Source organism: Neisseria sp. P0006.S009, assembly GCF_051962915.1.
In the GTDB taxonomy this organism is placed as follows: domain Bacteria; phylum Pseudomonadota; class Gammaproteobacteria; order Burkholderiales; family Neisseriaceae; genus Neisseria; species Neisseria subflava_E.
Genome location: NZ_JBQCUV010000004.1, coordinates 180,165 through 203,499, shown reverse-complemented (window position 1 = coordinate 203,499; position 23,335 = coordinate 180,165). Strand labels below are relative to the sequence as shown.

Annotated in this window: 23 protein-coding genes; 3 read left to right on the top strand and 20 right to left on the bottom strand. The window is 47.1% G+C overall.

Annotation, left to right across the window (positions count from 1 at the left end):
• Nucleotides 1-76: 76 nt before the first annotated feature.
• From ACTHTK_RS08720 to ACTHTK_RS08675, 10 genes are all read right to left on the bottom strand, one after another.
• Entirely contained in the window at nt 77-610 is a 534-nt protein-coding gene (locus ACTHTK_RS08720) for a CvpA family protein (protein ID WP_107723068.1), read from the bottom strand.
• A complete protein-coding gene (locus ACTHTK_RS08715; protein WP_440378171.1) occupies nt 603-1,778 on the bottom strand; it encodes an SPOR domain-containing protein in 1,176 nt (391 codons plus the stop codon). Before ACTHTK_RS08715 ends, ACTHTK_RS08720 begins: the two co-directional genes overlap by 8 nt.
• Before the next feature lie 13 nt (nt 1,779-1,791).
• On the bottom strand, nt 1,792-3,075 hold the full coding sequence (folC, locus tag ACTHTK_RS08710; protein ID WP_107723066.1) for a bifunctional tetrahydrofolate synthase/dihydrofolate synthase: 1,284 nt from the start codon (nt 3,073-3,075) through the stop codon (nt 1,792-1,794).
• A gap of 38 nt (nt 3,076-3,113) precedes the next feature.
• The gene (locus ACTHTK_RS08705; RefSeq protein WP_107723065.1) at nt 3,114-3,566 is read right to left on the bottom strand and encodes a protein YgfX; all 453 of its coding nucleotides are present in this window, start codon (nt 3,564-3,566) and stop codon (nt 3,114-3,116) included.
• 4 nt (nt 3,567-3,570) lie between these two features.
• Nucleotides 3,571-3,930 carry a hypothetical protein gene (locus ACTHTK_RS08700; RefSeq protein WP_003747228.1) on the bottom strand — a complete coding sequence of 120 codons (360 nt, stop codon included), beginning with the start codon at nt 3,928-3,930 and terminating at the stop codon, nt 3,571-3,573.
• A gap of 63 nt (nt 3,931-3,993) precedes the next feature.
• A complete protein-coding gene (locus tag ACTHTK_RS08695) occupies nt 3,994-4,722 on the bottom strand; it encodes an amino acid ABC transporter ATP-binding protein (protein ID WP_003747231.1) in 729 nt (242 codons plus the stop codon).
• Complete coding sequence (locus tag ACTHTK_RS08690; protein ID WP_107723064.1) at nt 4,722-5,045, bottom strand: hypothetical protein; 324 nt, start codon at nt 5,043-5,045, stop codon at nt 4,722-4,724. The genes ACTHTK_RS08695 and ACTHTK_RS08690 overlap by 1 nt, the downstream gene beginning before the upstream one ends.
• Before the next feature lie 7 nt (nt 5,046-5,052).
• Nucleotides 5,053-5,832 (bottom strand): 16S rRNA (adenine(1518)-N(6)/adenine(1519)-N(6))-dimethyltransferase RsmA, encoded by a 780-nt coding sequence (gene rsmA, locus ACTHTK_RS08685; RefSeq protein WP_107723063.1) that lies wholly within the window; start codon nt 5,830-5,832, stop codon nt 5,053-5,055.
• Nucleotides 5,833-5,920: 88 nt separating this feature from the next.
• Nucleotides 5,921-6,520 (bottom strand): Maf family protein, encoded by a 600-nt coding sequence (locus ACTHTK_RS08680; RefSeq protein WP_107723062.1) that lies wholly within the window; start codon nt 6,518-6,520, stop codon nt 5,921-5,923.
• A 14-nt stretch (nt 6,521-6,534) separates the two neighbouring features.
• A complete protein-coding gene (locus ACTHTK_RS08675) occupies nt 6,535-7,074 on the bottom strand; it encodes a gamma carbonic anhydrase family protein (RefSeq protein ID WP_107723061.1) in 540 nt (179 codons plus the stop codon).
• A 237-nt stretch (nt 7,075-7,311) separates the two neighbouring features.
• Here ACTHTK_RS08675 and ACTHTK_RS08670 point away from each other — a divergent pair, with 237 nt between their 5' ends.
• Nucleotides 7,312-8,190, top strand: coding sequence for a DMT family transporter (locus ACTHTK_RS08670; protein ID WP_371459061.1), 879 nt, complete (start codon nt 7,312-7,314; stop codon nt 8,188-8,190).
• 54 nt (nt 8,191-8,244) lie between these two features.
• Here the strand turns inward: ACTHTK_RS08670 and lepB are convergent, their stop codons facing one another.
• The 3 genes from lepB to ACTHTK_RS08655 all read right to left on the bottom strand — a co-directional run bounded on the left by lepB (nt 8,245) and on the right by ACTHTK_RS08655 (nt 11,891).
• A complete protein-coding gene (gene lepB / locus ACTHTK_RS08665; protein WP_049322907.1) occupies nt 8,245-9,264 on the bottom strand; it encodes a signal peptidase I in 1,020 nt (339 codons plus the stop codon).
• On the bottom strand, nt 9,264-11,057 hold the full coding sequence (lepA, locus tag ACTHTK_RS08660) for a translation elongation factor 4 (protein WP_107723059.1): 1,794 nt from the start codon (nt 11,055-11,057) through the stop codon (nt 9,264-9,266). The genes lepB and lepA overlap by 1 nt, the downstream gene beginning before the upstream one ends.
• Nucleotides 11,058-11,189: 132 nt before the next feature.
• Nucleotides 11,190-11,891, bottom strand: a complete 702-nt coding sequence (locus ACTHTK_RS08655; RefSeq protein WP_107723058.1) for a 5'-methylthioadenosine/adenosylhomocysteine nucleosidase — start codon at nt 11,889-11,891, stop codon at nt 11,190-11,192.
• A gap of 207 nt (nt 11,892-12,098) precedes the next feature.
• Here ACTHTK_RS08655 and ACTHTK_RS08650 point away from each other — a divergent pair, with 207 nt between their 5' ends.
• On the top strand, nt 12,099-13,229 hold the full coding sequence (locus ACTHTK_RS08650; RefSeq protein WP_107723057.1) for a PilT/PilU family type 4a pilus ATPase: 1,131 nt from the start codon (nt 12,099-12,101) through the stop codon (nt 13,227-13,229).
• Between the two features lie 79 nt (nt 13,230-13,308).
• Here the strand turns inward: ACTHTK_RS08650 and ACTHTK_RS08645 are convergent, their stop codons facing one another.
• From ACTHTK_RS08645 to ACTHTK_RS08625, 5 genes are all read right to left on the bottom strand, one after another.
• Complete coding sequence (locus ACTHTK_RS08645) at nt 13,309-14,715, bottom strand: dihydrolipoyl dehydrogenase (RefSeq protein ID WP_440378170.1); 1,407 nt, start codon at nt 14,713-14,715, stop codon at nt 13,309-13,311.
• A 253-nt stretch (nt 14,716-14,968) separates the two neighbouring features.
• Entirely contained in the window at nt 14,969-15,706 is a 738-nt protein-coding gene (locus ACTHTK_RS08640; protein WP_101755088.1) for a redoxin family protein, read from the bottom strand.
• A 188-nt stretch (nt 15,707-15,894) separates the two neighbouring features.
• A complete protein-coding gene (locus ACTHTK_RS08635; protein WP_293192683.1) occupies nt 15,895-16,680 on the bottom strand; it encodes a 1-acylglycerol-3-phosphate O-acyltransferase in 786 nt (261 codons plus the stop codon).
• Between the two features lie 64 nt (nt 16,681-16,744).
• Entirely contained in the window at nt 16,745-17,572 is an 828-nt protein-coding gene (gene mutM / locus ACTHTK_RS08630; RefSeq protein ID WP_300483203.1) for a bifunctional DNA-formamidopyrimidine glycosylase/DNA-(apurinic or apyrimidinic site) lyase, read from the bottom strand.
• Nucleotides 17,573-17,615: 43 nt separating this feature from the next.
• Nucleotides 17,616-18,275: a class I SAM-dependent methyltransferase gene (locus tag ACTHTK_RS08625; RefSeq protein WP_300483199.1), complete on the bottom strand. Its 660-nt coding sequence runs from the start codon at nt 18,273-18,275 to the stop codon at nt 17,616-17,618.
• Between the two features lie 156 nt (nt 18,276-18,431).
• Here ACTHTK_RS08625 and ACTHTK_RS08620 point away from each other — a divergent pair, with 156 nt between their 5' ends.
• Nucleotides 18,432-20,540, top strand: a complete 2,109-nt coding sequence (locus tag ACTHTK_RS08620) for a LysM peptidoglycan-binding domain-containing protein (RefSeq protein ID WP_440378169.1) — start codon at nt 18,432-18,434, stop codon at nt 20,538-20,540.
• A 235-nt stretch (nt 20,541-20,775) separates the two neighbouring features.
• Here the strand turns inward: ACTHTK_RS08620 and ACTHTK_RS08615 are convergent, their stop codons facing one another.
• Both ACTHTK_RS08615 and gatB read right to left on the bottom strand, forming a co-directional pair.
• A complete protein-coding gene (locus tag ACTHTK_RS08615; protein ID WP_440378168.1) occupies nt 20,776-21,780 on the bottom strand; it encodes a 2Fe-2S iron-sulfur cluster-binding protein in 1,005 nt (334 codons plus the stop codon).
• Nucleotides 21,781-21,859: 79 nt separating this feature from the next.
• The gene (gene gatB / locus ACTHTK_RS08610) at nt 21,860-23,290 is read right to left on the bottom strand and encodes an Asp-tRNA(Asn)/Glu-tRNA(Gln) amidotransferase subunit GatB (protein WP_440378167.1); all 1,431 of its coding nucleotides are present in this window, start codon (nt 23,288-23,290) and stop codon (nt 21,860-21,862) included.
• Nucleotides 23,291-23,335 lie beyond the last annotated feature (45 nt).

Genomic DNA, 23,335 nt, shown 5'->3' with positions numbered 1-23,335 from the left:
GTTGACAATATGATGTCAAATTTACGCAAATAAAAACGGATTCAGACGACCCATAGGCCGTCTGAATCCGTCAAACTCAATCATCCAATTCTTCAACTTCAGCTGCTTTACCCGAAAGATGCGGCATTGCGGTATCTTTTCCAGGCAGATAAGGCATTGCAGCATCTGCAAGTGATTCAAAATACGGAATTGTGTGCGAACTTTGCCACTCTTCCGTTTTCGGCAAATCAGTGTGTGAAAAAATCATCACTGCCAGTGTCACCAAAATCACACCTTTCACTGCACCAAATACGCCTCCAAGCAAACGGTTGATGCTTCCCAAACCAACGGCAGACATCAAACTGCTTAACAGCGATCGTGCCAGTTTCTGCAACAGCCATGCCAGAAAAAACACAGCGGCAAAACCCATGGCAACCGCCAAAGAATGCGGCTCAACCGATTTAAAGACCACATCGGCAAACGGCACGGCGAGCGTTCTGGCTGCAATAAACGATACCACCCAGGCCACCATCGCTCCTGCTTCGGCAATAATACCCCGTGTCAACGAGATAATGATGCAGATGACGATAACGGCGGCAGCCAACAAATCGGCAACAGGCAAATTACTCACTGGTCACCTGACCGGCAATGCCATGTACACGCAATTTGTTCAAATCGCGCTCTGCATCGCGTGCATTTTTATAACTGGCTGATTTCACGCGATACACCTTACCTTTATCAGTCATCACTTCAGTAATGGTCGAGTCGATACCTGCGGCTTTCATTTTACGTTGCAGGCTTTGCGCACGTTCTTTTTCAGCATAACCAGCCTGAATGGCAGCTTTTTTCGCAGGTTTGGCTTCTGCTTTTTCTTTTTCAGCTTTAGGTTTGGCTTTTTCAGACGGCTTCTCGGCAGTTTTTACCTTATCGGCTTTTTCTGTTTTGGCCGTTTCTGGTTTAGCTTTTTCATTTTTTGGTTTTTCAACTTTAGCTTCTGCTTTCTTGGCAGGTTCGGCCTTGTCTTTTACGCTGTCTTTGCTGTTTTTGGCAGATTTACGCTCGGCAATGGCTTTCTCTGCTTTTTCCAATTGTGCCAATTTATTGCGTTCGGCAGCGGCTTCACGCTCTGCTTTTTCAGCACGCGCTTGAAGTACGCGTTTTTTAGCTGCCAATGCGTTTTCTTTCTCGGCAGTTTCCTGTTGGACTTGTGTTTTACGGGCAGCAGCACGTTGTTCAGCCTGACGTTGGCGGCGTTCTTCTGCTCGGCGTTCTTCTGCTCGGCGTTCTTCGGCTCGGCGTTCGGCAGCTTCGCGTTTGGCAGCCTCGGCGCGTTGAATACGTTCGGACTCTTCCAAGCCTTTAATATTACCGTCATCCAAAGTATCGTTGATCAAAACCAACGGCTCGCCGACATCTTCGGGAGCAGATTCACGGTTTGGCTTCAATACTTCAACCGGTACATTGTCTTCTTCGTCGCCTGCATTTTGCGGTTTATTTGGTGCTTCTGCATCCGCATGGCGGGCAGCCTCTTCAGCAGCAGCAACATCCTCTTTATTCGGCTCTAAAACAACAGCCTTGCTCGGCTCGTCAGCCGTTTTGACTTGGCTCTGACCGACTGGCGCTTCTTTAAACGGTGAATTTTTATCGTCGCCGGAAGTCAGTGCCAGACCGAACAGCATACCCGATGCCACCACCAAGCCGGAGGCTAAGACCAAGCGACGGCGGTTGCGACGTTTGAGTTGTTCGTAACCGTCTAAATCGTATCCGTTTGGAGTTTCTTTTTGTTTATTGTCGGACATGATAATTTCCTCGTTAGTGTTCTTTCAAAACAGCCATTACATCGGCAACAGTATGGAATGAGCCGAAAACAACGATTCTATCATTTTCGGTTGCTTTAGCCAAAGCAGCGCGGTAGGCAGCAGCGACAGTTTCAAAAACATTTACATTGTCGATGCCGTGTTCAGCCAGTTTGGCCTGCAAAGCCTCTATCGTCATGCCGCGCGGTACATCTAAAGGCGCGATATTCCACTCGTCAAACTGGTCTTTAACGATTTCCAGCACGCCATCAATATCTTTGTCGGACAACATACTGAATACAGCAGTACGTTTTTGGGCAAAGGCAAGGTTAATCAGACTGCGGCGCAAAGCACGGGCTGCGTGCGGATTGTGGCCGACATCCAAAACCACCAGCGGACGGCCGGGCAAAACTTGGAAACGTCCAGGATTCTCAACCAACAGCAAACCGCGTTTAATCGCGCCGATATCAACCGGCAATTGTTCGTTCAAACATTCCAACACGGTCAATGCACATGCGGCATTAGACAACTGATAGGCACCGCGCAAAGCAGGAAACGGCAAGGAATTGCGGTTACGGCTTTGGCCGTCTGAAGATTGCGGATGGAAGCGGTAGTTCCACTGTACGCTTTCCATTGACGCAAAATCAAAATCTCGCTGAACCATCAACAGTTTTGCGCCAATTTCTTCTGCGTGTTTGACCAATGATTCAGGCGCAGGATTCTGACCGCATACGGCAGGTTTGCCGCTACGGAACACTCCGGCTTTTTCAAAACCGACCTGCTCGACAGTATCACCCAAAAATGCCTGATGGTCCAAATCCACGCTGGTAACAACCGAGCAGTCGCCATCGAATACGTTCACAGCATCCAATCGTCCGCCCAAACCAACTTCCAAAATCATTACGTCCACATTTTCACGCATGAAAATATCGACGGACGCCAAAGCATTAAACTCAAAATACGTCAGCGAAATTTCGCCGCGCGCCGCTTCGATACGCTCAAATGAGGAAACAATCAATTCATCTGAAACCGGCTGAGTGTTGATGGCGATTCGTTCGTTGTAACGCAGAAGGTGTGGACTGGTCAGCGTACCGACTTTAAAACCGGCTTCTTTATAAATATGCGACAAATAGGCGCATACGGAACCCTTGCCATTTGTACCCGCCACCACGACGACAGGACATTGCGGCACCAAATTCATGCGTTTTTTCACTTCTCCCACGCGTTCCAAGCCCATATCGATAAGGCCGGAACTATGGGCAGTCTCCAAATGAGAAAGCCAGTCTTGTAATGTTTTCATTGTATTTATCGCTTCAAAAGGCCGTCTGAAACAGCCGTTTAATCCATATCTGCCGCAAGTTCTGCTTTGTCTTCTTTTTCACGACACCAGCGCGCCCATACTTTCAGACGGCGGTATGCATCACGGTCGGCCATATCGGGCAAGATGCAGTGTTTGACTATTTTTCCGTCAACATTCCATTGTAAAAACAAAGCATAAACCGTCAACATACTGCTGTCTTGCAAAACCGCGCTTCTTCCCTCTTCCTCGCTATTCAAGTAAACCGTCGCACGGTATTGGCGGTCGATGATAATTTTTCTGACCGCATTTTTAGCGTTAAAATTAACGCTGCGCCAAGCATAGGCAAAACTGCCGGCCAACGCCGCCAAACCCAGCCACATCATCCAGCCGTAAAACTCGGCAAGGCATAAGGACAACGCCGAAAGGTGTAAGAAGACAATCAGAATTTTCAAAGAACGCGAGGGCTTTAAGGCCGTCTGAAAACTTCGCACGGCTTTACATCATATTGTCGAAAACAGGCGTAATGTTCAATTCCGCCTCTTCCATATCCAAAACCATATCGTGGATTTCGGTATCGAAAAATTCCCAAAAAGCCTTCAAGCTCATGTCTTGCGGCCATTTGCTTTTATCAATGTCCCAGCCTGCCAATTCGGCTTCAAAAATCTGCTGGTAGCGTTCGTCAAAATAAGAAATGACGGATTCGGGTTCGTCAAATTGCGGCACGAGGAATACGGAGCAGTTGGTGCGCAGTTGCTCGACGGTCAGGTCGGGCATATTTTCATCGGCGGATTTCAGCCATTCCAAAAAACGGGCGGTCGGCTTTAGCACAACAGCAGTACGGTCAACAAAATACATTATTTTCAACTTTCAAAATCATTCAAACCGATCATGCCGTCTGAAATTTCAGACGGCCCGAGTTTAATGTGTCATCACCTGTTGCAGGAATTGTTTGGCACGCTCGTGTTTCGGATTGGTAAAAAATTCTTCCGGCGTTTCATCTTCCAGAATCTGGCCTTTATCGACAAAAATCACACGGTCGGCGACTTCGCGCGCAAAACCCATTTCATGGGTCACACACATCATGGTCATGCCGCTTTCCGCCAAGTCTTTCATCACTTTCAATACTTCGCCGACCATTTCAGGGTCAAGCGCAGAAGTCGGCTCGTCAAACAACATCACACGCGGCTCCATCGCTAAACCGCGTGCAATCGCGACACGCTGCTGTTGACCGCCGGAAAGCTGACCGGGCAGCGCGTCTTTTTTATGCGCCAAGCCGACACGTTCCAAAAGCTCCATCGCTTTCTTTTCCGCCTCTTCACGGCTTTGGTTTTTCACTTTCATCGGAGAAAGAATAATATTTTCCAAGACAGTCAAATGCGGATACAGATTGAACCCTTGGAACACAAAGCCCACTTCTTCACGCACTTTGTTCAAATCGGTTTTCGGATCGGCAACATTGATGCCGTCCACCCAGATCTCGCCGCTTTCAATGCGCTCGAGTTGGTTTACCGTACGAATCAGCGTAGATTTGCCACTGCCTGAAGGACCGCATACAACGACCACCTCGCCTTGCTTGACTTCCAGATTCACGCCGTTGATAACGTGCAAATCTTTAAAATGTTTGTGTACATTTTTGAATTTAATCATTATTTCTTTCCAAACTGCCAAAATTTTCGGGGATTGAGTTGCGCTTGCCGCTGCCAAAGCAAAGGAATGGCCGTTTCAATCCAAAAGCGGCAACTGACTATGCCACCGGAGATTCCGCCTTTATTGTACCGATTGACTTTAAATTGCTCTTCCCTATCGAGACGATGCCCGGTCAATACCCAAACTGCGCCGATAATTGCTGCTTCAAAACGGTGCCGCTCAGGCGGCATATCCTTACCGGAAAAATACTGCGCCAACTCGCGCCACAAATATGAATCACCCAGAAACCCCCATTGAATAGGAGGTTGCTTAAAAATTGCCATCACTGTTTCAGACGGCCTTTTGAACCAGATAATTGCTCAGCTCCACATATTTCTCCGGCGCGATATGTTCGGCGCGGTCTTGCGGGCTGATGCCGACTGCCTGTAAATCATCATCGCCGGCAAGTTCCTTCAAATTATTGCGTATGGTTTTGCGGCGTTGATGGAAGGCCAGTTTCACCAGTTTGGCAAAATGTTCAAAATCTTCGGCTTTACCGATACGGTGTTTCACCGGAATCATGCGCACGACGGCCGAATCCACCTTCGGCGCAGGATCAAAGGACTCAGGCGGTACTTCAATCAACATTTCCATATCGAAGAAATATTGCAGCATTACGCCCAGACGGCCATAGTCGTTGGTTTTCGGCTGCGCCACCATGCGTTCGACCACTTCTTTTTGCAGCATAAAGTGCATATCGATCACATCGTCTGCCACTTCGCTCAATCGGAACAAAAGCGGTGTGGAAATATTGTACGGCAGGTTGCCGACAATTTTTTTCTTGCCTTCAATGCTGTTAAAATCAAACTGCAATACATCGCCTTCGTGTATCACCAATTTGTCTGCAAACGGCAAGGTTTTCAGACGGCGTACGATGTCACGGTCGATTTCGCAGACATGCAGGCAGTTGAGTTTTTTCGCCAAAGGCTCGGTAATGGCTGCCAAGCCCGGGCCGATTTCAATCACGATATCATCGGGCTGCGGTCTGACCGCGTTGACAATATCGCTAATAATCCGCGTATCCTGCAAAAAATTCTGCCCGAAGCGTTTCCGGGCCTTATGTTCTTTCATATCTTTCTTCAAGCAAGCTGTTTAAGGCAGTATTGTAACTGAAACAAGCGTTTTTGTCGGCACGCTTTCAGTTGGCATTTGCCTAATTTTAAGCAAACGGCGGCGCTTCCAAACCCAAAGATTTCAGTAGTTGCGCGGTCTCATAAACCGGCAAACCCATCACGCCCGTAAAACTACCCTGTAAATGCTCGACAAATACGCCGCCCAAGCCCTGAATCCCATACGCACCGGCTTTGTCCATCGGTTCGCCGCTGGCAACATAGGCTGCAATCTCCTCAGCCGTCAACGTTTTAAAGCGCACTTCGCTCGTCTGCACCACATCATGGCGCACACCTTGCCAATAAACGCATACAGCCGTCAGCACTTGATGCGTCCGTCCCGACAAGCGTTCCAGCATATCGACCGCATCCACCTCGGACTCCGGTTTACCCAAAATAGCCGCACCATCCGCCACCGTCGTATCCGCCGTCAATACAGCAAATTCAGGCTCTTGATCATGAGCTGCAAACCATTGCGCCACCGCCGCCTGATTTTTCTCGCAGGCCATACGGCGCACATACTCTACTGCGGCTTCGCCTTCTTTAGGGGTTTCATCAATATCCGCAGGAAGGCGGTGTACCGTGAAACCCAAATTCTCCAAAATCTCACGACGGCGCGGACTGCCCGAAGCCAGATAAATTGCGTTCATTGTATTGGTTGTCCTTATTTTGAATTTTTATGCTGACCGGACAGGCGGACATAATGCGCAGAGGAATACGTCAAAAATTCCTTTTCCTCATCAGTCAGCGGACGCACTTGTTTCACAGGCGAGCCAACGTATAAAAAACCGCTTTCCAAACGCTTGCGCGGAGGCACCAAACTGCCCGCGCCTATCATCACATCATCTTCGACAACCGTATCATCCAAAATAATCGAGCCCATGCCCACCAACACACGATTCCCAATTCGGCAGCCATGCAGCATAACCTTATGTCCAATCGTCACATCATCGCCGATAATCAAAGGCGAACCGTCAGGCTTCGCCGCATTCTTATGCGACACATGCAAAACGCTGCCGTCCTGCACATTGCTGCGCTTGCCGATAGAAATACTGTTCACATCGCCGCGCAATACAGCATAAGGCCAAATCGATACATCTTCCGCCAGCGACACTTCGCCAATCACTACCGAAGTCTCATCTACAAAACAAGACTCATCAACCGACGGCACATAATCCAAAAACGCACGAATAGGGTTTGCCATTTCCAATATCCTTTTCTCAAAACCAAAACTGATCAGACCGTCTGAAAACACGGCGTAAAACGATTTTATACTACAACAATACGAAATCAAGCCAGAAAATCATCAAAAGGCCGTCTGAAACAGTTTTCAGACGGCCTTTCATCATAAACCCTTTATCTTGGCTTACGGCTCTTTATCATTAGCGCTCCATCTACCTTTTATGGAATAATCGTCTTCATTTGATTGATGGAGAAGCCGATGGACACACGTTCGGGAAATTATGCAGCGCCCCTATTGGTCGTCGGCTGCGTCGTCTTCGGCTTGGGCAGCTTGATCGTCAAATTTGTCGATGTCGGCTCTTACGCCATCGCATTCTGGCGCTTGCTGATTGCCGCCCCTATATTCTTCCTGCTCGGGCGTTTTTTCAGACAAAAAATGCCCACGAAAAGAAAAACGGTCGGCTACGCAATCTTATCCGGCGTTTTCCTCGCATTCGACCTCGCTCTGTGGCATGAAAGCATTCACGCCGTAGGCCCCGGCATTTCCACCTTGCTCAACAGCCTGCAGATTTTCTTTTTAGCCGCCATCGGCTTCTTCTTTTATTCGGAACGTCTAAGCGCCCTGCAAATTTTAAGTTTGATATTGGCCACCATAGGCGTAGCCTTAATCGGCAGCCCAGAATTCGGTCATAACGACAATGCTGCATGGGGATTTGTCAGCGGCGTAGTGTCCGGTGGCATGCTGGCCCTGTCTATGGTTTTCGTACGCAAAACTCATGAGCAGGAAAAAGTCGGTTTGTTTCCGCTCATGATGATTTTAAGCTTCGGCGGCGCAATGGCGCTGATCATCCCATCTCTACTATTCGATACCGCCAATCTTTACCCTAAAACTTTAAACGATGCGATTCTAGTCTCAATCTACGGCATCGTCATGCAATGCTTCGCTTGGGCATTGATTGCTTACGCCATCCCGCTTTTATCCCTATCGCTGACCGGCCTACTACTGCTCTCCGAACCAGTTGCTGCCATGTTGATCGATTATTTCTGGCTGGATAAACCGATTAACACCGTCCAATGGATCGGTGCCACTTTGACTTTATTGGCGATTTATTTAGGTTCGTTAAAAGACAAAAAATAGATACAAAAAAGGCCGTCTGAAAAATTTCAGACGGCCTTTTAATCTGTTTATTGCTTATTGGATGCTGGTACCGATACGGCTGAGTTCGCCAAAGTTCATCCAAACGAAGAAGGCCTTCCCGACAATCAGTTTATCATCGACAAATCCCCAATAACGGGAGTCGGCACTGTTGTCGCGGTTGTCGCCCATCGCGAAATAACGGCCTTCGGGAACTTTACAGATAAAGCCATTGCCGTCTTCTGCGTATTCGCAATTTTCCAAACCGCTTGTTTCAAGCGAGTAATTGCTTTCAGGCATTACTTCGGAGGTATATTTGTTCAATACGGCAATAGATACGGAAGGCTGACCGGCCTCCTTGACCACGTCAAAGTTTTTGCCGTTCAAGGCCGTCTGAAAACGCTCAAGCGTATGAATCATAGATGGATCGGTATCATCTGCGTATTGATAATTGCCGTTTGGTTTTTCGGGAATAATTTCACCGTTAACAGTCAAAACCTTATCACGATATTCCACAACGTCGCCCGGAATACCGACGATACGTTTGATGTAATTCATCTCAGGCTGAAGTGGGTAATTGAACACCACGACATCGCCTCGTGCAATATTGCCAACAGGGATAATGACCTTATTCAAAATCGGCAGGCGGATACCGTAAGAGAATTTGTTCACCAAGATAAAATCGCCTTTGACCAAGCCCGGACGCATGGAGCTGGACGGAATTTGGAACGGTTCAGCAATAAAGCTGCGCAATACAAAGATAACCAAGATGATGGGAAAAAAGCCGCCCATGTAGTCGGTAAAATGTGCATTGTCTTCGCCGGTTTCACTTTTTTTCAGACGGCCTTTATGGATTGCCCAAACAATACCGGTGAACACGACAAACACCAGCAATACGGCGGTAAAGCTCATAAATTCGGACAAAATGCCGAATACGCCGACCATGCACAAGAGATAACTCCATTGCAGGCCGGAGCTCCATTCGCCGTTTTCCTGACGCTCTTTGCTGCTTTTGAAGTTGAGAACCAAGCCGGCCAGCAGTACAACGATTGCGCCTAAAGTCAGATTTATACTCATTATTTATCACTCACTTGCAGAATCGCCAAGAATGCGCTTTGCGGGATTTCCACATTGCCCACTTGTTTCATGCGGCGCTTACCTGCTTTTTGTTTTTCAAGAAGTTTTTTCTTACGCGTAATATCGCCGCCGTAACATTTCGCCAAAACGTTTTTACGCAGGGCTTTGACGTTTTCGCGGGCGATAATCTGGCTGCCGATGGCGGCTTGGACGGCGATGTCGAACATTTGGCGCGGAATCAGTTCGCGCATTTTTGATGCCAGCTCTCGACCGCGGTGAACGGCGCTTTGACGGTGCACAATCAGGCTCAATGCATCGACTTTTTCGCCGTTGACCATAATGTCGAGCTTAATCAAATCAGACGGTTGGAACTCTTTGAAATGGTAGTCCAACGAAGCATAGCCGCGCGAAGTCGATTTGAGCTTGTCGAAGAAATCCATTACGACTTCGTTCATCGGCAAATCATAAGTCAGCATGACTTGGCGGCCCATGTATTGCATATTGACCTGAACGCCGCGCTTTTGGTTACACAAAGTCATGACGTTGCCGACATATTCCTGCGGCACAAGAATGGTCGCAGTGATAATCGGCTCAAGAATGGTTTCGATAGTGCTAATTTCAGGCAGTTTGGACGGGTTTTCAACTTCGATTTTCTCGCCGTTTTTCAACACGACTTCATAAACCACTGTTGGCGCAGTGGTAATCAAGTCCATGTCGAACTCGCGCTCCAAACGTTCCTGAACGATTTCCAAGTGCAACAGGCCCAAGAAGCCGCAACGGAAGCCGAAGCCCAATGCTTGGGAAACCTCAGGCTCAAATTTCAACGAAGCATCGTTAAGCTGCAATTTTTCCAAAGCATCGCGCAAGGCTTCGTAGTCGTGGCTTTCTACGGGATAAAGTCCTGCAAATACTTGGCTTTGTACTTCTTGGAAGCCGGACAGCGGCTCAGAAGCAGGGTTGGCAACCAAAGTAACCGTATCGCCAACTTTCGCCTGTCCCAATTCTTTCACGCCGGTAATCAAAAAGCCTACTTCTCCGGCTTTGAGTCCTTGTTTTTGAACTGATTTTGGTGTAAATACGCCCAGCTGCTCAACCTGCGTTTCCGCCTTGGTGCTCATAAAGCGTACTTTGTCTTTCAGCTTGATGGTGCCGTTTTTCACACGAATCAACATGACCACGCCGACGTAGTTGTCAAACCACGAATCGACAATAACCGCTTGCAACGGCGCATTTTCATCGCCGGTCGGCGCAGGGATTTTGGCAACGATTTCTTCCAAAACATCTTCCACACCAATGCCGCTTTTTGCAGAACATTGCACTGCACCAATGGCATCAATACCGATAATGTCTTCGATTTCCTGCTCCACGCGCTCGGGTTCTGCGGCAGGCAAGTCGATTTTATTCAAAACAGGCACAACCTCCACGCCCAAATCAATCGCGGTATAGCAGTTCGCCACGGTTTGCGCTTCTACACCTTGAGACGCGTCAACCACCAAAAGCGCGCCTTCACAAGCCGACAGCGAACGTGATACTTCGTAAGAGAAGTCGACGTGTCCTGGAGTATCAATTAGATTGAGCTGATACACCTGCCCGTCACGTGCTTTATAGTTGAGTGCGGCGGTTTGCGCTTTAATAGTAATGCCGCGCTCTTTTTCGATGTCCATGGAATCGAGCACCTGCGTGCTCATTTCGCGCAAATCCAAACCGCCGCAGTATTGGATAAAACGGTCGGCAAGCGTCGATTTACCGTGGTCGATGTGGGCAATAATGGAGAAATTCCGTATGTTTTTCATATTGTTATTAAGATAAATGCAATTAAAGGCTGAAAGGCCGTCTGAAAAAACAGGGATTCGGTTTTCAGACGGCCTTAGAATAAGGTTGAATCGTTCCGTATTCTAACGGAAATTCAACGCTTTTGCATGATTTTATAGCGATTTGACAATCTCGGTCACCATCTTCGCCGAGCTGACGGCCGCCGTTTTCAAAAACTCTTCAAAGCTGATGTCCGCTTTCTCATCTGCCGAATCGGATACGGCACGAATAATCACAAACGGCACTTCCAACTGGTGACAGGTCTGCGCAATCGCCGCAGCTTCCATTTCTACTGCTTTGACTTCTGGGAAATGACTGCGAATTTCTGTGACACCTTCGCTGCTGTGTACAAAACGGTCGCCACTGACAATCAGACCTTGCGTTACGGCTGCACCTTCAAACACTTGAGCTGCCTTTTCTGCTTGGCGAATCAAGTTTTCATCCGATGCAAACACCGCAGGAAGTTGCGGTACTTGTCCCCAAACATAACCAAAAGCCGTTACATCAACATCATGATGCGCCATAGTTTCGCCGATGACCACATCGCCAACCTTCAGCCCTTTGCCCAAACCGCCTGCACTGCCGGTATTGATGACACAATCCGGTGCAAACTGATGAATGACCCAAGAAGTCGAAACCGCTGCATTAACCTTACCGATACCACTCAAAACCAATACCATGCGTTTTCCGGCCAATTCGCCTTCATATGCCGAGAATTTACCGAAGGACACATGCTTGACATTGGCCATGCTTTCACGCAAAAGCTCAATTTCCTGCTCCATTGCGCCGACCACGGCAATTGTTTGTACTGACATCTCGTTACCACCTTTCCATTCACTAATCGGGCAACATTATAACAGCAGAATTTAAAATCACAGGGATACTGAAAAATCTGCTATATTCCCAGCACGACACTCAATTTAAAACAGATAGCCACTCTAGTGGGCAAAACAGCAAATAATGATTGCTTCTGTTATAATTATTTTCAATAAAATAACTTAATATTAACTATCTGAATTCTTATGTTTGACGAAAATACTCCGGGCGCAAAAGAAGAATTGTTCGCTTGGCTACGCCATATGAGCAAATACAAAGGCTCCGACCTTTTCATTACCACCAACTTCCCGCCGGCCATGAAAGTGGACGGCAAAATCATACGGCTGACCGATGAGCCGTTAAGCGCTGAAAAATGTATGGAAATCGCTTTTTCGATTATGTCTTCCAAACAGATCGAAGAATTTTCTTCCACCAACGAATGCAACTTCGCCATCAGCCTGCCCGATACCAGCCGCTTCCGTGTCAATGCAATGGTTCAACGCGGTGCAACTGCTTTGGTATTCCGCTCCATTACCAGCAATATCCCTAAATTTGAAACGCTCAATCTGCCACCGATTCTGAAAGACATTGCCCTCAGAAAACGCGGCCTGATTATTTTTGTCGGCGGTACAGGTTCGGGCAAGTCCACTTCCCTCGCCTCCCTTATCGACTATCGAAACGAAAACAGCTTCGACCACATTATTACCATCGAAGACCCGATTGAGTTTATCCACCAACACAAAAACTGCATCATCACCCAACGTGAAATCGGTGTAGATACAGAAAATTGGCCGATTGCATTGAAAAATACCCTGCGCCAAGCACCGGATGTTATCTTGATTGGTGAAATCCGCGACCGCGAGACCATGGACTACGCCATTTCCTTCGCGGAAACCGGCCATTTGTGTATGGCGACACTGCACGCCAACAGTACCAACCAAGCGCTGGACCGCATCATCAACTTCTTCCCCGAAGAGCGCCGTAACCAGTTGCTAACCGATTTATCGCTCAACCTGCAAGCCTTTATTTCGCAACGCCTGATTCCCCGTGAAGGCGGACGGGGACGCGTAGCGGCTGTCGAGGTTTTGCTCAATTCGCCCATTATTGCCGACTTGATTCGAAAAGGCGAAGTCCACAACATCAAAGAAATGATGAAAAAATCAACCGGCATGGGCATGATCACTTTTGACCAAGCCTTGTATGATTTGTATGAAAACGGCGATATCAGCTATCAAGACGCCATTAAAAATGCCGACTCCGCCCATGATTTGCGCTTAGACATTCAATTACGAAGCCGTCGTGCGCAAAATGCCGGTCCGGATTTAGAATTGATTTAAAAGTAAAAGCTTCGAAGCATAGAAAAGGCCGTCTGAAACCTCACTACGAGTTTCAGACGGCCTTTATTCCATCAAATAATCAAGCCTGTTTCAATTTTGCATCGGCATCACGCAATGCAGTACGCAGACCTTCCTCGATAACCGGATGGTAGAACGGCATATCCAGCATTTGCGGAATCGTCATCTTCATTTGATGCGCCCAAGCCATCAAGTGTGCCAAATGTTCGGCAGCAGGGCCGACAACTTCCGCACCAATGAAACGGCCGGTTGCTTTCTCAGCATACAAACGCATATGGCCTTTGTTTACCAACATAACGCGGCTTCGGCCTTGGTTTCGGAAGGAAACTTCGCCGATGACAAACTCGTCAGGTTGATATTTCGCTGCAACTTGCGCGTATTTCAAACCGATAGTGGCAATTTGCGGACTGGTAAATACCACACCGATTACGCTACGGCGTAAACCGCCCTCAATATTCGGAAAAATAGCGGCATTGTGACCGGCAATTTTGCCTTGGTCGGAAGCTTCGTGCAGCAGAGGCAATTGATTGGACGCATCGCCTGCAATAAAGATGTGCGGAATGCTGGTTTGCATGGTCAGCGGATCGGCAACAGGCACGCCACGTGCATCTTTTTCGATATTCAGGTTTTCCAAACCGATATTGTCCACGTTCGGACGGCGACCGGCGGCAGCCAAAGCATATTCGGCATGGAATACACCTTTTTCGCCATCTTGTTCCCAATGAACTTCAACATTGCCTTCTGCATCCAATTTAACTTCGGTTTTGGCATCCAAATGCAAAGTCAATTCTTCGCCAAAAACGGTTTTGGCTTCTTCAGCGACAACAGGGTCGGAAATACCGCCAATCGCACCGGCCACGCCAAAAATTTCAACTTTCACGCCTAAACGGTGCAAGGCCTGACCCAATTCTAAGCCGATTACGCCAGGGCCGAATACGGCCACACTCTTAGGCAGGGTATCCCAAGAGAAAACATCATCATTCACAATCAAGCGATCGCCCAAAACTTCCCACTGAGGGAAAATCACAGGGCGCGAACCGGTGGCAATCACAAAACTTTTTGCAGTAATTTGAGTGTGATCATCAATTTGGACGGTGTGTTCGTCAACAAATTTTGCCGTACCCATAATACGCTTGTCGGCTGGCCACTCTTCTACATCGCTGACCACAAAACCGACAAAACGGTCGCGTTCGGACTTCACGCGGTGCATGACTTCTTCGCCGTTGACGACGATGCTGTCTTTATCCAAATGCACGCCAAACGGATCGGTATGCAGAGCATGATGGCGCGCTTCTGCAGCCGCAATCAGCAATTTGGACGGCATGCAGCCGACACGCGCACAAGTTGTTCCGAATACATTGTTTTCGATCAGGTAAACATTGTCTGTATGAAGCCGGGCATTGCGAAATGCGCCCATACCGGCTGTACCGCCACCCAGTACTACCACATCTGCTTGAATTTTTTTCATATTTTATCCTTACTGTCTATATCCAAACCGATATTGCCATCAGGTTATCCGTTTTCAGACGGCCTAAACTTCACAAACTATCAAAATTTAAAAATTAATAGCAAATATCTAAATATCGATTTAAAACAATAATCTCAAATTCTACTTGCAAATATAGAGTTATTCAGAACGCCGATTTGCAAACGTCGTCTGAATAACTCTATATTTGGGTCTTTCAGACGGCTTTTTCAAGCCGTCTCAAGCATACAGGCAATTAGTTTTTAGCCAAGTAAGCTTCCAAGTCTTCGCTGCCGCCGATGTATTTGCCGCCGATGAATACTTGAGGAGCAGTCATCTTGCCGGTAATAGCGCGTACGGAAGTAACAGTTGCATCTTTACCCAATACGATTTCTTCGTAAGACAAGCCTTTGTCTTGCAGCGCTTTTTTAGCTTTAGCACAGAATTGGCAGCCAGGTTTGGTGAAGATGGCAACAGACTCTTGAGCTTTCCAGTCAGGAGCAATGTATTTCAACATAGTGTCAGCGTCAGACACTTTGAAAGGATCGCCTGGTTCTTCAGGTTCGATAAACATTTTTTCAACCACGCCGTCGTTAACCAGCATGGAGTAACGCCAAGAGCGTTTACCGAAGCCCAAGTCTTCTTTGTCAACCAACATGCCCATGCCTTCAGTGAATTCACCGTTGCCATCAGGGATCATGTAGATGTTGTCGGCTTCTTCTTCAGCAGCCCAAGCGTTCATTACGAAAGTGTCGTTTACAGATACGCAGTAGATTGCGTCAACACCGTTTTCTTTGAACGCACCAAACAATTCGTTGTAGCGTGGCAGGTGAGAAGAAGAGCAAGTTGGAGTAAATGCGCCAGGCAGAGAGAACACGACTACTTTTTTGCCTTTGAACAAATCATCAGTAGAAACATCTTTCCAAGTGTCGCCAACGCGAGTGCGGAATACTACGGAAGGTACTTTTTGACCGGTACGATCTTGCAAAGCCATTTTTAAGCTCCTTAAAAATTCGGGTTTGAGAAATGAATCAATGCTTGCATTTTAATGCAGGCCTATCGATTTGTATAATTTATAGTTCAAATAATATTAATTACATCAAACTATCAATTCAATTAAATCGAAAACAGCTGTTCTTCTAAATGAAGGCCATCTGAAATAAAACAAGTACCTGACTGAAATTATTTTTTAGGTAAGGGCTGAACGGGAGAATCCGAAGCCACAATTTCGCCGATGGCTGTTTCCGCAATATCCTTCAAAGCATAGCGGTCTTTATCCGGCATATCTGTCGGTTTGTATTGAGGCGAGAAATCCAAACGGATACGGATTTTCTTCATCGAAACAATACGCCATAAAGATTGAAACAGGTTTACCTCCGCATAGGATGGCAAATCCGTCCGTTTTCCTTCGCCATCATAATAGCGTAAGGTTATCGCCTGAATCGGCGCTTTCGCATCAATAGCCGATTGAAACAGGGCTGCTTTAAACGGCAAAATACCCAAGCCGGAAGAAGTGCGCGCCTCAGGGAAAAAACTTACATTCTGCCCTGCTTTCAATGCCGCACAAATCGCCTGGTTAATCGGCTCGATATCTCGGCGGGAATTGCGGTTGATAAACACCGTGCCGGCATTTTTACCCATTTTTCCCAAAACCGGCCAACCGCTGATTTCCTGTTTCGCAATAAAACTGCTCGGATAAACAGCACTCATGGCAAAAATATCCAACCAAGATACATGATTGGCCACGACCAAAATACCGCTCACATTTCCTTGAGGCGGTACGCCGATTTCCAATTCGATATCCAAAGCATCCAACGCACCTTTTCCCAAAACAACCACAGCGTGATTGCGTTCCTCTGCATTGTTGCCATCGATGGCACGCAAATCCCGACCGGTTCTGAATAACCAAGCTGCCAAACGGCAAAGTCTGCCCAGTCGTTTAAAAAAAGGAGCTTTTTGTTTAGACATAAAATTTCTTCTGTATTGTATTCATTATTTTCAGACGGCCTTTGACATTTAAGGCCGTCTGAAACTATTTCTGGCAATTTGGACAATAAAATGTTCCACGCTGCCCCAAAGTTTCTTTAAAAATCAACCCGCCACACTGAACGCAAGGCTCGTTATGACGGCCATAGACCGTATATTCCTGCTGGAAATAGCCGCTTTTGCCATCGCTATTGACAAAGTCCCGCAGCGTACTACCGCCGGTTTCAATCGCCCTTTGCAGAACCGCTTTGACGGTTTCCACCAATAATGCGCATTCTTTCTTGGTCAGCTTATTCGCCGGACGCAATGGCGAAATACCCGCCTTAAACAGGCTTTCATTCGCATAAATATTGCCAACGCCAACCACCACCGCATTATCCATCAGCGCTAATTTGACTGCACGCTTTTGGGTTTTCAATTTCTGATACAGGTAATTTGCATCAAAATCGCCCGAGAGCGGCTCCGGTCCCAACTTTTCCAACAGTGGATGATGTTCGGCAATACCCTCATACCACAATACCGCACCAAATTTACGCGGGTCGTGATAACGCAATATGGTACCGTCATCAAATACAAAATCCAAATGATCGTGTTTATCCGGCGTGGCGATACGCTCATCATCAGCGGTAAAAATCCGCAAACTGCCGGACATACCCAAATGAATAAGTAAAATACCCGTTTCAAAAGTAATAATCAAATACTTCGCACGCCGACTGCATGCCAAAACTTTGCGCCCGGCCAAAATTTGCGCCAAGTTTGGATGGATAGGCCATCTCAATTTAAACTGGCGAATAATGACTTTTTCTATCTTCTTGCCATCAATATGCGGTGTGATTCCACGTAAAGTCGTTTCCACTTCAGGTAATTCAGGCATCATTATTCTCCAAATTCATCATTATATATAGGCCGTCTGAAAACTATTCGGCCAAGCGTGCCGTACTTAAAGCAACCGTATTGCCATCGAATGCAGTTTCCAATTCAGGCAAAGGATGGACACCAATCAAATGTTTCGTTAAAACCACACCATAAACCGCTGCACATTGCGGCCACCACCTATCCCCTACCTTTTCCATAAACTGCCAAAACTTCAAAGCAGATGACGAATTTACCGCTGGCAGATAATCCATAAACTGCCCATATTCCATTTCAAAACCAATAGCGGCAGTTTTTCGTTTCAACTCAGCCAGAGCCAAGCATTGAGATTTCATAGGCAGTCTTTTACCATCAAACCACGAGCTCAATCCCCACAAAGATTTAGGGTTGAACCCCGTCAAAATCAACCTGCCTTCAGGTTTTAATATCCTAAACGCCTCTTGCAACACCAAATCTGCAGATGAAACTTCCAAAAGATGTGGCATCAATAACACATCCACGGAATGCGTTTCAAATGCCAACATTTCAGCATCCATCCGCACATCGCGAGGCACTACAATCATATTTTCAGACGGCCTCTGCCATACACCGCCCAATTGAACCGCCACCTGCCTATTCAAATACTGCAAATGCCGTCTGAAAAAATCCGCCTCTTTTTGAGCAAGATATTGCCCCATTGGCGTTTGCATAAAAAAAACTTCCATTAAAGGCTCCCCTATGCATCCCGACTTGTGTGACAGAATTTTAACACCACGACCACATCACACAAGCAAATTCCCTGCTCGACTTGACGTTTAAATGCTGAAACGATACTATCAGAAAGACGAAATTTTATTATATATTTGATAACTTTATTTACTATGGCAAAACTAAAAACCATCGCTCTGACCGTTTCAAGCCTGTCGGCGGTTTCCGCCACAGCCTATGCGCAAAACGCTACGCCCAACCAAGTCGGCATGGCCATGATGCGCCTCAACTCCGCCCTGCTCGACCAAGCCAAAGCACAAACCTTCGGCTCCGGTAGCTTATGGGCATCGTTGCGTAAAGACTTCCGCATCAACGAAGTCAACACAGAACTGGTTCGCCGCCATGAAAACAAATTTGCTGCAAACAGTGCATATTTCGACCGCACCATCTCCCGCAGCAAACCTTATATGTACCATATTGCCAATGAAGTTAAAAAACGCAATATGCCCGCCGAAATTGCTTTGTTGCCTTTCATTGAAAGCGCATTCGTAACCAAAGCCAAATCACACGTCGGCGCATCCGGCCTGTGGCAATTTATGCCAGCTACCGGCCGCCACTTCGGCTTGGAAAAAACACCTTTGTATGACGGCCGCCACGATATTTACGCCGCTACCGATGCCGCATTGAACTACCTGCAATACCTGCACGGTATGTTCGGCGACTGGTCTTTGGCTCTTGCCGCTTACAACTGGGGCGAAGGTAACGTCGGCCGTGCCGTAAACCGTGCCCGTGCGCAAGGTTTGGAGCCGACATACGAAAACCTGCGTATGCCGAACGAAACACGCAACTACGTTCCAAAACTATTGGCAGTACGCAATATCGTTGCCAATCCGCAAACCTTCGGTATGAATATCAGCGAAATCAGCAATCAGCCGTATTTCAAATCTGTCAGCATCGACAAACCTATCGATAACAGCACAATTGCTCGCTTTGCAAATATCAGCGAAAGCGAACTGTTGGCACTCAACCCAGGTTTCAATGCTCCAGTATTCATCCCTAAAAACAATCGTCGTCTGTTGTTGCCGGTTTCTGCGGTTTCTGCATTTGAGAAGAACTACCGCAATGCCAATCCAGATACCCTGATGTCTTGGGATATTTATACTTCTTTGGGTAACAAAAAGCTTAACGCCATTGCCAACGATACCGGCATGAGCGTAGCCGAACTCAAACGCCTCAACGGCCTGAGCGGTAGCGCCATTTCTGAAGGCCGCAGCATTTTGGTGGCTAAAAATTCAGCAAGCCAAAATCAAGACATCATTAACTTCATCGACAAAGACAATACGCCGGATACTTACCAATCCAATATGCCGGCTATGTCTCCGATTATTGCTTCCAGCGTAGCAGAACCGGTTAAAGTTGCTCAAACTACTGTGACCAATATTGTTGCTCCTGTTGTTCCACAGTCCAGCAAACCGGTTGACTTTATTGCACGCAGCAAAACTGAAAACGTTACTTCCGTAGTGGTAACAGAAACCAAAGCCCAACCTCAAGTTGCAAATGCGGAAGTGCCTGCTCCAGTTGCAGCCATGCCCCATGCGACTACCGAGACCATTGCTAAAAATGTTACAGAAGCGCCCAAATCAGCCATCCCTGCAGACTTGACCGCGCCGACTGTTGCCGCAAACGATGTAGTCCCTACTCCAGCAGTTGAATCTGTTGCTGTTGCTCCGGTTCAAGAAGAGCATGATGACCTGATGGCCTTGGTACAAAGCCGACCTGCAGAAGAACCTGCAGCGACTGTTGCTGAAGCGACTTCTGAAGCCAAACAAGTTCAAACTGTTGTGACTGCCGAAAGTGCTCGTGCCGCACGTATCGCAGCTAATACCGCTAAACAACAACAACGCATCAATGCGCGTCTTGCCCGTGTAAATGGCCAACAAAACACACAAACTGCAGCACTTGCAGCAGGCACACACCGTGTGGAAGATGGTGATACGTTGTTTAATATCTCCAAACGTTACAACTTGAGCGTAGCTGATTTGATTATTGCCAACAACATCAAAGGTAACAATATCAAAAAAGGCCAAATCCTCCGTGTTACAGCTGCTCCGGCAAAAGTCCGCAGCAACCCGATTCAAAACGTTTCCTACACTGTACGTAAAGGTGATACTTTGAACACCATTGCCAACCGTTTCAATGTTGATGTTAATGAGATCCGCCGTTGGAACCGCAATACCCGTACGGTGACCCCTGGTCAACGTTTGAAACTGATTGGTAGCTAATACTTGCTTCAAAACAAAGGTCGTCTGAAATATTCAGACGGCCTTTTTCTTTATGATAAATAATAAATTCAATTTTTGATAACAAAATAGTCATCTCTTCAAGACATAAACATCTATGCAATAACTACCACATAGAAAAAAGAGTATGCAAAAACACACTCTTTCTCAAACAAATTGCCATCAAATTTTACTCTTAACAGCTGCATTCAAACATATAAATCCTGTATAAACATCACTATGCCGGTGAAAAAGCATCACAGAAGAAGGCATCTTCCGGTAAAGCACATTTTTGAGTCAGCAAACTTTGCGCACTCTCCGTCATGGCTGGTGACCCGCAAGCATAAACTTCATATTGGCTCAAATCAGGATAATTTTGTGCGGCAACATTTTGCACGTATCCATTCCCCCCTTTCCAATCGGAATCAGGCTTAGAAAGAACAGGAGAGAATTTCGCATTTTTCAGACGACCTATTAATACTTCTGCTTCTTCCAGTGCATACAAATCCTCCTGCTGACGTGCTCCCCAGTAGAAATGAACTGGACGCTCGTTATTCTGATGAATCAAATCAAGCAAAATACTGCGGATAGGTGCATAGCCTGTCCCCGTTGCCAACAAAACAATCGGTTTATCGCTATCCTTTTGCAAAGTGAACGTACCCAATGGACCTTTAGCACGGACAATGCCTTTTTCTTTGATTTTAGGCTCGGCACCAAAAATCATTTCCGAACATACGCCGTTTTCACGTTTGCGGATATGCAGCTCCAAAACACCTTCCTGGTCAGGTGAATTGGCGATTGAATAGCTGCGGCTGATATTGCCGGGAAGCAGCAAATCAATATATTGCCCGGCATAAAATGCAAATGGCGGCGCTTTAGGCAAAGCCAGTTTGAGCAAAGCAACATCGTGTTTGATTTCAATGTTTTCAATACGTGCCGGTAATGTGCGTACCGGCAAAGCATTTTGATTAAAACCCGGCACATTGATTTTGAGGTTGCTCTTTGCAGTGGTACAGCATAATAACACTTTGCCTTGTGCTTTTTCTTCTTCACTGATGGCTTTATCAATATGCTTGCCCATTTCAAATTCGCCACTAATCAACTCGGCCTTACACTGCCCGCAGGCACCGCTTTTGCAAGAATGAGGCAAATTTAAATTCTGACGGGTTGCGGCAGCAAGAACAGTTTCGTCCTCATTCGCCGTAAATGTAGTTTGATCTGGTAAAGTAATGGTATGTGTCATGGTATTTAGAATAAATTTATTATCAAAAACAAAGGCCGTCTGAAAATAAAACCTGTTTTCAGACGGCCTGTCCTATCTATCAAGCTAATTTAGCTTTAATTAGCTCTTGAACCTGAGCTGGATTGGCCTTGCCTTTACTTGCTTTCATCACTTGACCGACAATCGCATTCAGGGCTTTTTCATTGCCGGAACGGAATTGCTCAATGGCTTTCGCATTGTTTGCCAACACTTCGTCCACCATCGCTTCAATTGCGCCAGTGTCGGTAATTTGTTGCAAACCATGTTTTTCGATGATTTCGGCAATACCTGCTTCAGGATCGGCCCACATCGCTTCAAAAGCTTTTTTCGCCAGTTTGCTGCTCAATGTTCCGTCCGCAACTTTGGCAACCAACTCGGCAAGGCGTGGAGCTGTAATAGGGCTTTCAGCCAATTCCAAGCCTTCTTTGTTCAAGGTGGCGGCAAGCTCGCCGTTCATCCAGTTCGCCGTTAATTTACCTTGGCCGCAAGCCTTGGCTGCTTCTTCAAAATAGGCAGCTTGAGCACGGCTCGCAGTTAACAGGCGCGCATCATAGTCAGACACGCCGTAATCGGCAACAAAACGCGCCGCCATTTCATGCGGCAATTCAGGCATTTGCTCTTTGGCTTTTTGCAACTGGCCGTCTGAAATAATGACCGGCAGCAAATCCGGATCTGGGAAATAGCGGTAATCGTGCGCATCTTCTTTCAAACGCATCACACGGGTTTCGCCTTTTTCAGGGTCAAACAGCATGGTTGCCTGCTGTACTTTACCGCCGTCTTCTAAGATTTCAATTTGCGCTTCCACTTCATAATTGATGGCTTGTTCCAAGAAGCGGAAAGAGTTGAGGTTTTTGATTTCACGGCGTGTACCAAACTCAGCCTGACCTTTTGGACGTACAGAAACGTTGGCATCGACGCGGAACGAGCCTTCCGCCATATTACCGTCGCAAATATCCAGCCACGTTACCAAACCATGCAATGCTTTAGCGTATGCCACGGCTTCGGCTGCAGAACGCATTTCAGGCTCGGAGACAACTTCCAACAAAGGCGTACCGGCACGGTTCAAGTCGATACCGGTGGCGCCGTTCAAACCCTCGTGCACGGATTTACCCGCATCTTCTTCCATGTGCGCACGGGTAACATTGATGGTTTTAACCTCATCGCCCACTACGATCTCCAGTTTGCCGTGTTCCACAATCGGCAAATCCAACTGGCTGATTTGATAGCCTTTTGGCAAATCAGGATAAAAATAGTTTTTACGGTCGAACACGTTTTTCTGATTGATTTTCGCATCCAAAGCCAAACCGAGTTTGATGGCTTTTTCGACGACTTCGCGGTTCATTACCGGCAATACGCCCGGCAACGCACACTCAACCACGCTGGCGTGGGCATTAGGCTCGGCACCGAATGCAGTGGATGCGCCGCTGAAGATTTTGGATTGGGTGTTGAGTTGGACGTGGATTTCCAGTCCGATTACGGTTTCCCAAGTCATAAGGGTCTTTCTGTCGAAAAAAAGTTAATCGGTTAAATGAGTGAT

Excerpts from the sequence above, each read along its gene's own strand:
- lepA (WP_107723059.1), bottom strand. The coding sequence starts at position 11,057 with ATGAAAAACATACGGAATTTCTCCATTATTGCCCACATCGACCACGGT.
- ACTHTK_RS08625 (WP_300483199.1), bottom strand. The coding sequence starts at position 18,275 with ATGGAAGTTTTTTTTATGCAAACGCCAATGGGGCAATATCTTGCTCAA.
- ACTHTK_RS08700 (WP_003747228.1), bottom strand. The coding sequence starts at position 3,930 with ATGTATTTTGTTGACCGTACTGCTGTTGTGCTAAAGCCGACCGCCCGT.
- ACTHTK_RS08670 (WP_371459061.1), top strand. The coding sequence starts at position 7,312 with ATGGACACACGTTCGGGAAATTATGCAGCGCCCCTATTGGTCGTCGGC.
- ACTHTK_RS08690 (WP_107723064.1), bottom strand. The coding sequence starts at position 5,045 with ATGGCAATTTTTAAGCAACCTCCTATTCAATGGGGGTTTCTGGGTGAT.
- ACTHTK_RS08680 (WP_107723062.1), bottom strand. The coding sequence starts at position 6,520 with ATGAACGCAATTTATCTGGCTTCGGGCAGTCCGCGCCGTCGTGAGATT.
- ACTHTK_RS08715 (WP_440378171.1), bottom strand. The coding sequence starts at position 1,778 with ATGTCCGACAATAAACAAAAAGAAACTCCAAACGGATACGATTTAGAC.
- ACTHTK_RS08655 (WP_107723058.1), bottom strand. The coding sequence starts at position 11,891 with ATGTCAGTACAAACAATTGCCGTGGTCGGCGCAATGGAGCAGGAAATT.
- ACTHTK_RS08675 (WP_107723061.1), bottom strand. The coding sequence starts at position 7,074 with ATGGCAAACCCTATTCGTGCGTTTTTGGATTATGTGCCGTCGGTTGAT.
- gatB (WP_440378167.1), bottom strand. The coding sequence starts at position 23,290 with ATGACTTGGGAAACCGTAATCGGACTGGAAATCCACGTCCAACTCAAC.
- ACTHTK_RS08650 (WP_107723057.1), top strand. The coding sequence starts at position 12,099 with ATGTTTGACGAAAATACTCCGGGCGCAAAAGAAGAATTGTTCGCTTGG.
- folC (WP_107723066.1), bottom strand. The coding sequence starts at position 3,075 with ATGAAAACATTACAAGACTGGCTTTCTCATTTGGAGACTGCCCATAGT.
- mutM (WP_300483203.1), bottom strand. The coding sequence starts at position 17,572 with ATGCCTGAATTACCTGAAGTGGAAACGACTTTACGTGGAATCACACCG.
- ACTHTK_RS08635 (WP_293192683.1), bottom strand. The coding sequence starts at position 16,680 with ATGTCTAAACAAAAAGCTCCTTTTTTTAAACGACTGGGCAGACTTTGC.
- ACTHTK_RS08645 (WP_440378170.1), bottom strand. The coding sequence starts at position 14,715 with ATGAAAAAAATTCAAGCAGATGTGGTAGTACTGGGTGGCGGTACAGCC.
- ACTHTK_RS08695 (WP_003747231.1), bottom strand. The coding sequence starts at position 4,722 with ATGATTAAATTCAAAAATGTACACAAACATTTTAAAGATTTGCACGTT.
- rsmA (WP_107723063.1), bottom strand. The coding sequence starts at position 5,832 with ATGAAAGAACATAAGGCCCGGAAACGCTTCGGGCAGAATTTTTTGCAG.
- ACTHTK_RS08640 (WP_101755088.1), bottom strand. The coding sequence starts at position 15,706 with ATGGCTTTGCAAGATCGTACCGGTCAAAAAGTACCTTCCGTAGTATTC.
- ACTHTK_RS08615 (WP_440378168.1), bottom strand. The coding sequence starts at position 21,780 with ATGACACATACCATTACTTTACCAGATCAAACTACATTTACGGCGAAT.
- ACTHTK_RS08620 (WP_440378169.1), top strand. The coding sequence starts at position 18,432 with ATGGCAAAACTAAAAACCATCGCTCTGACCGTTTCAAGCCTGTCGGCG.
- lepB (WP_049322907.1), bottom strand. The coding sequence starts at position 9,264 with ATGAGTATAAATCTGACTTTAGGCGCAATCGTTGTACTGCTGGCCGGC.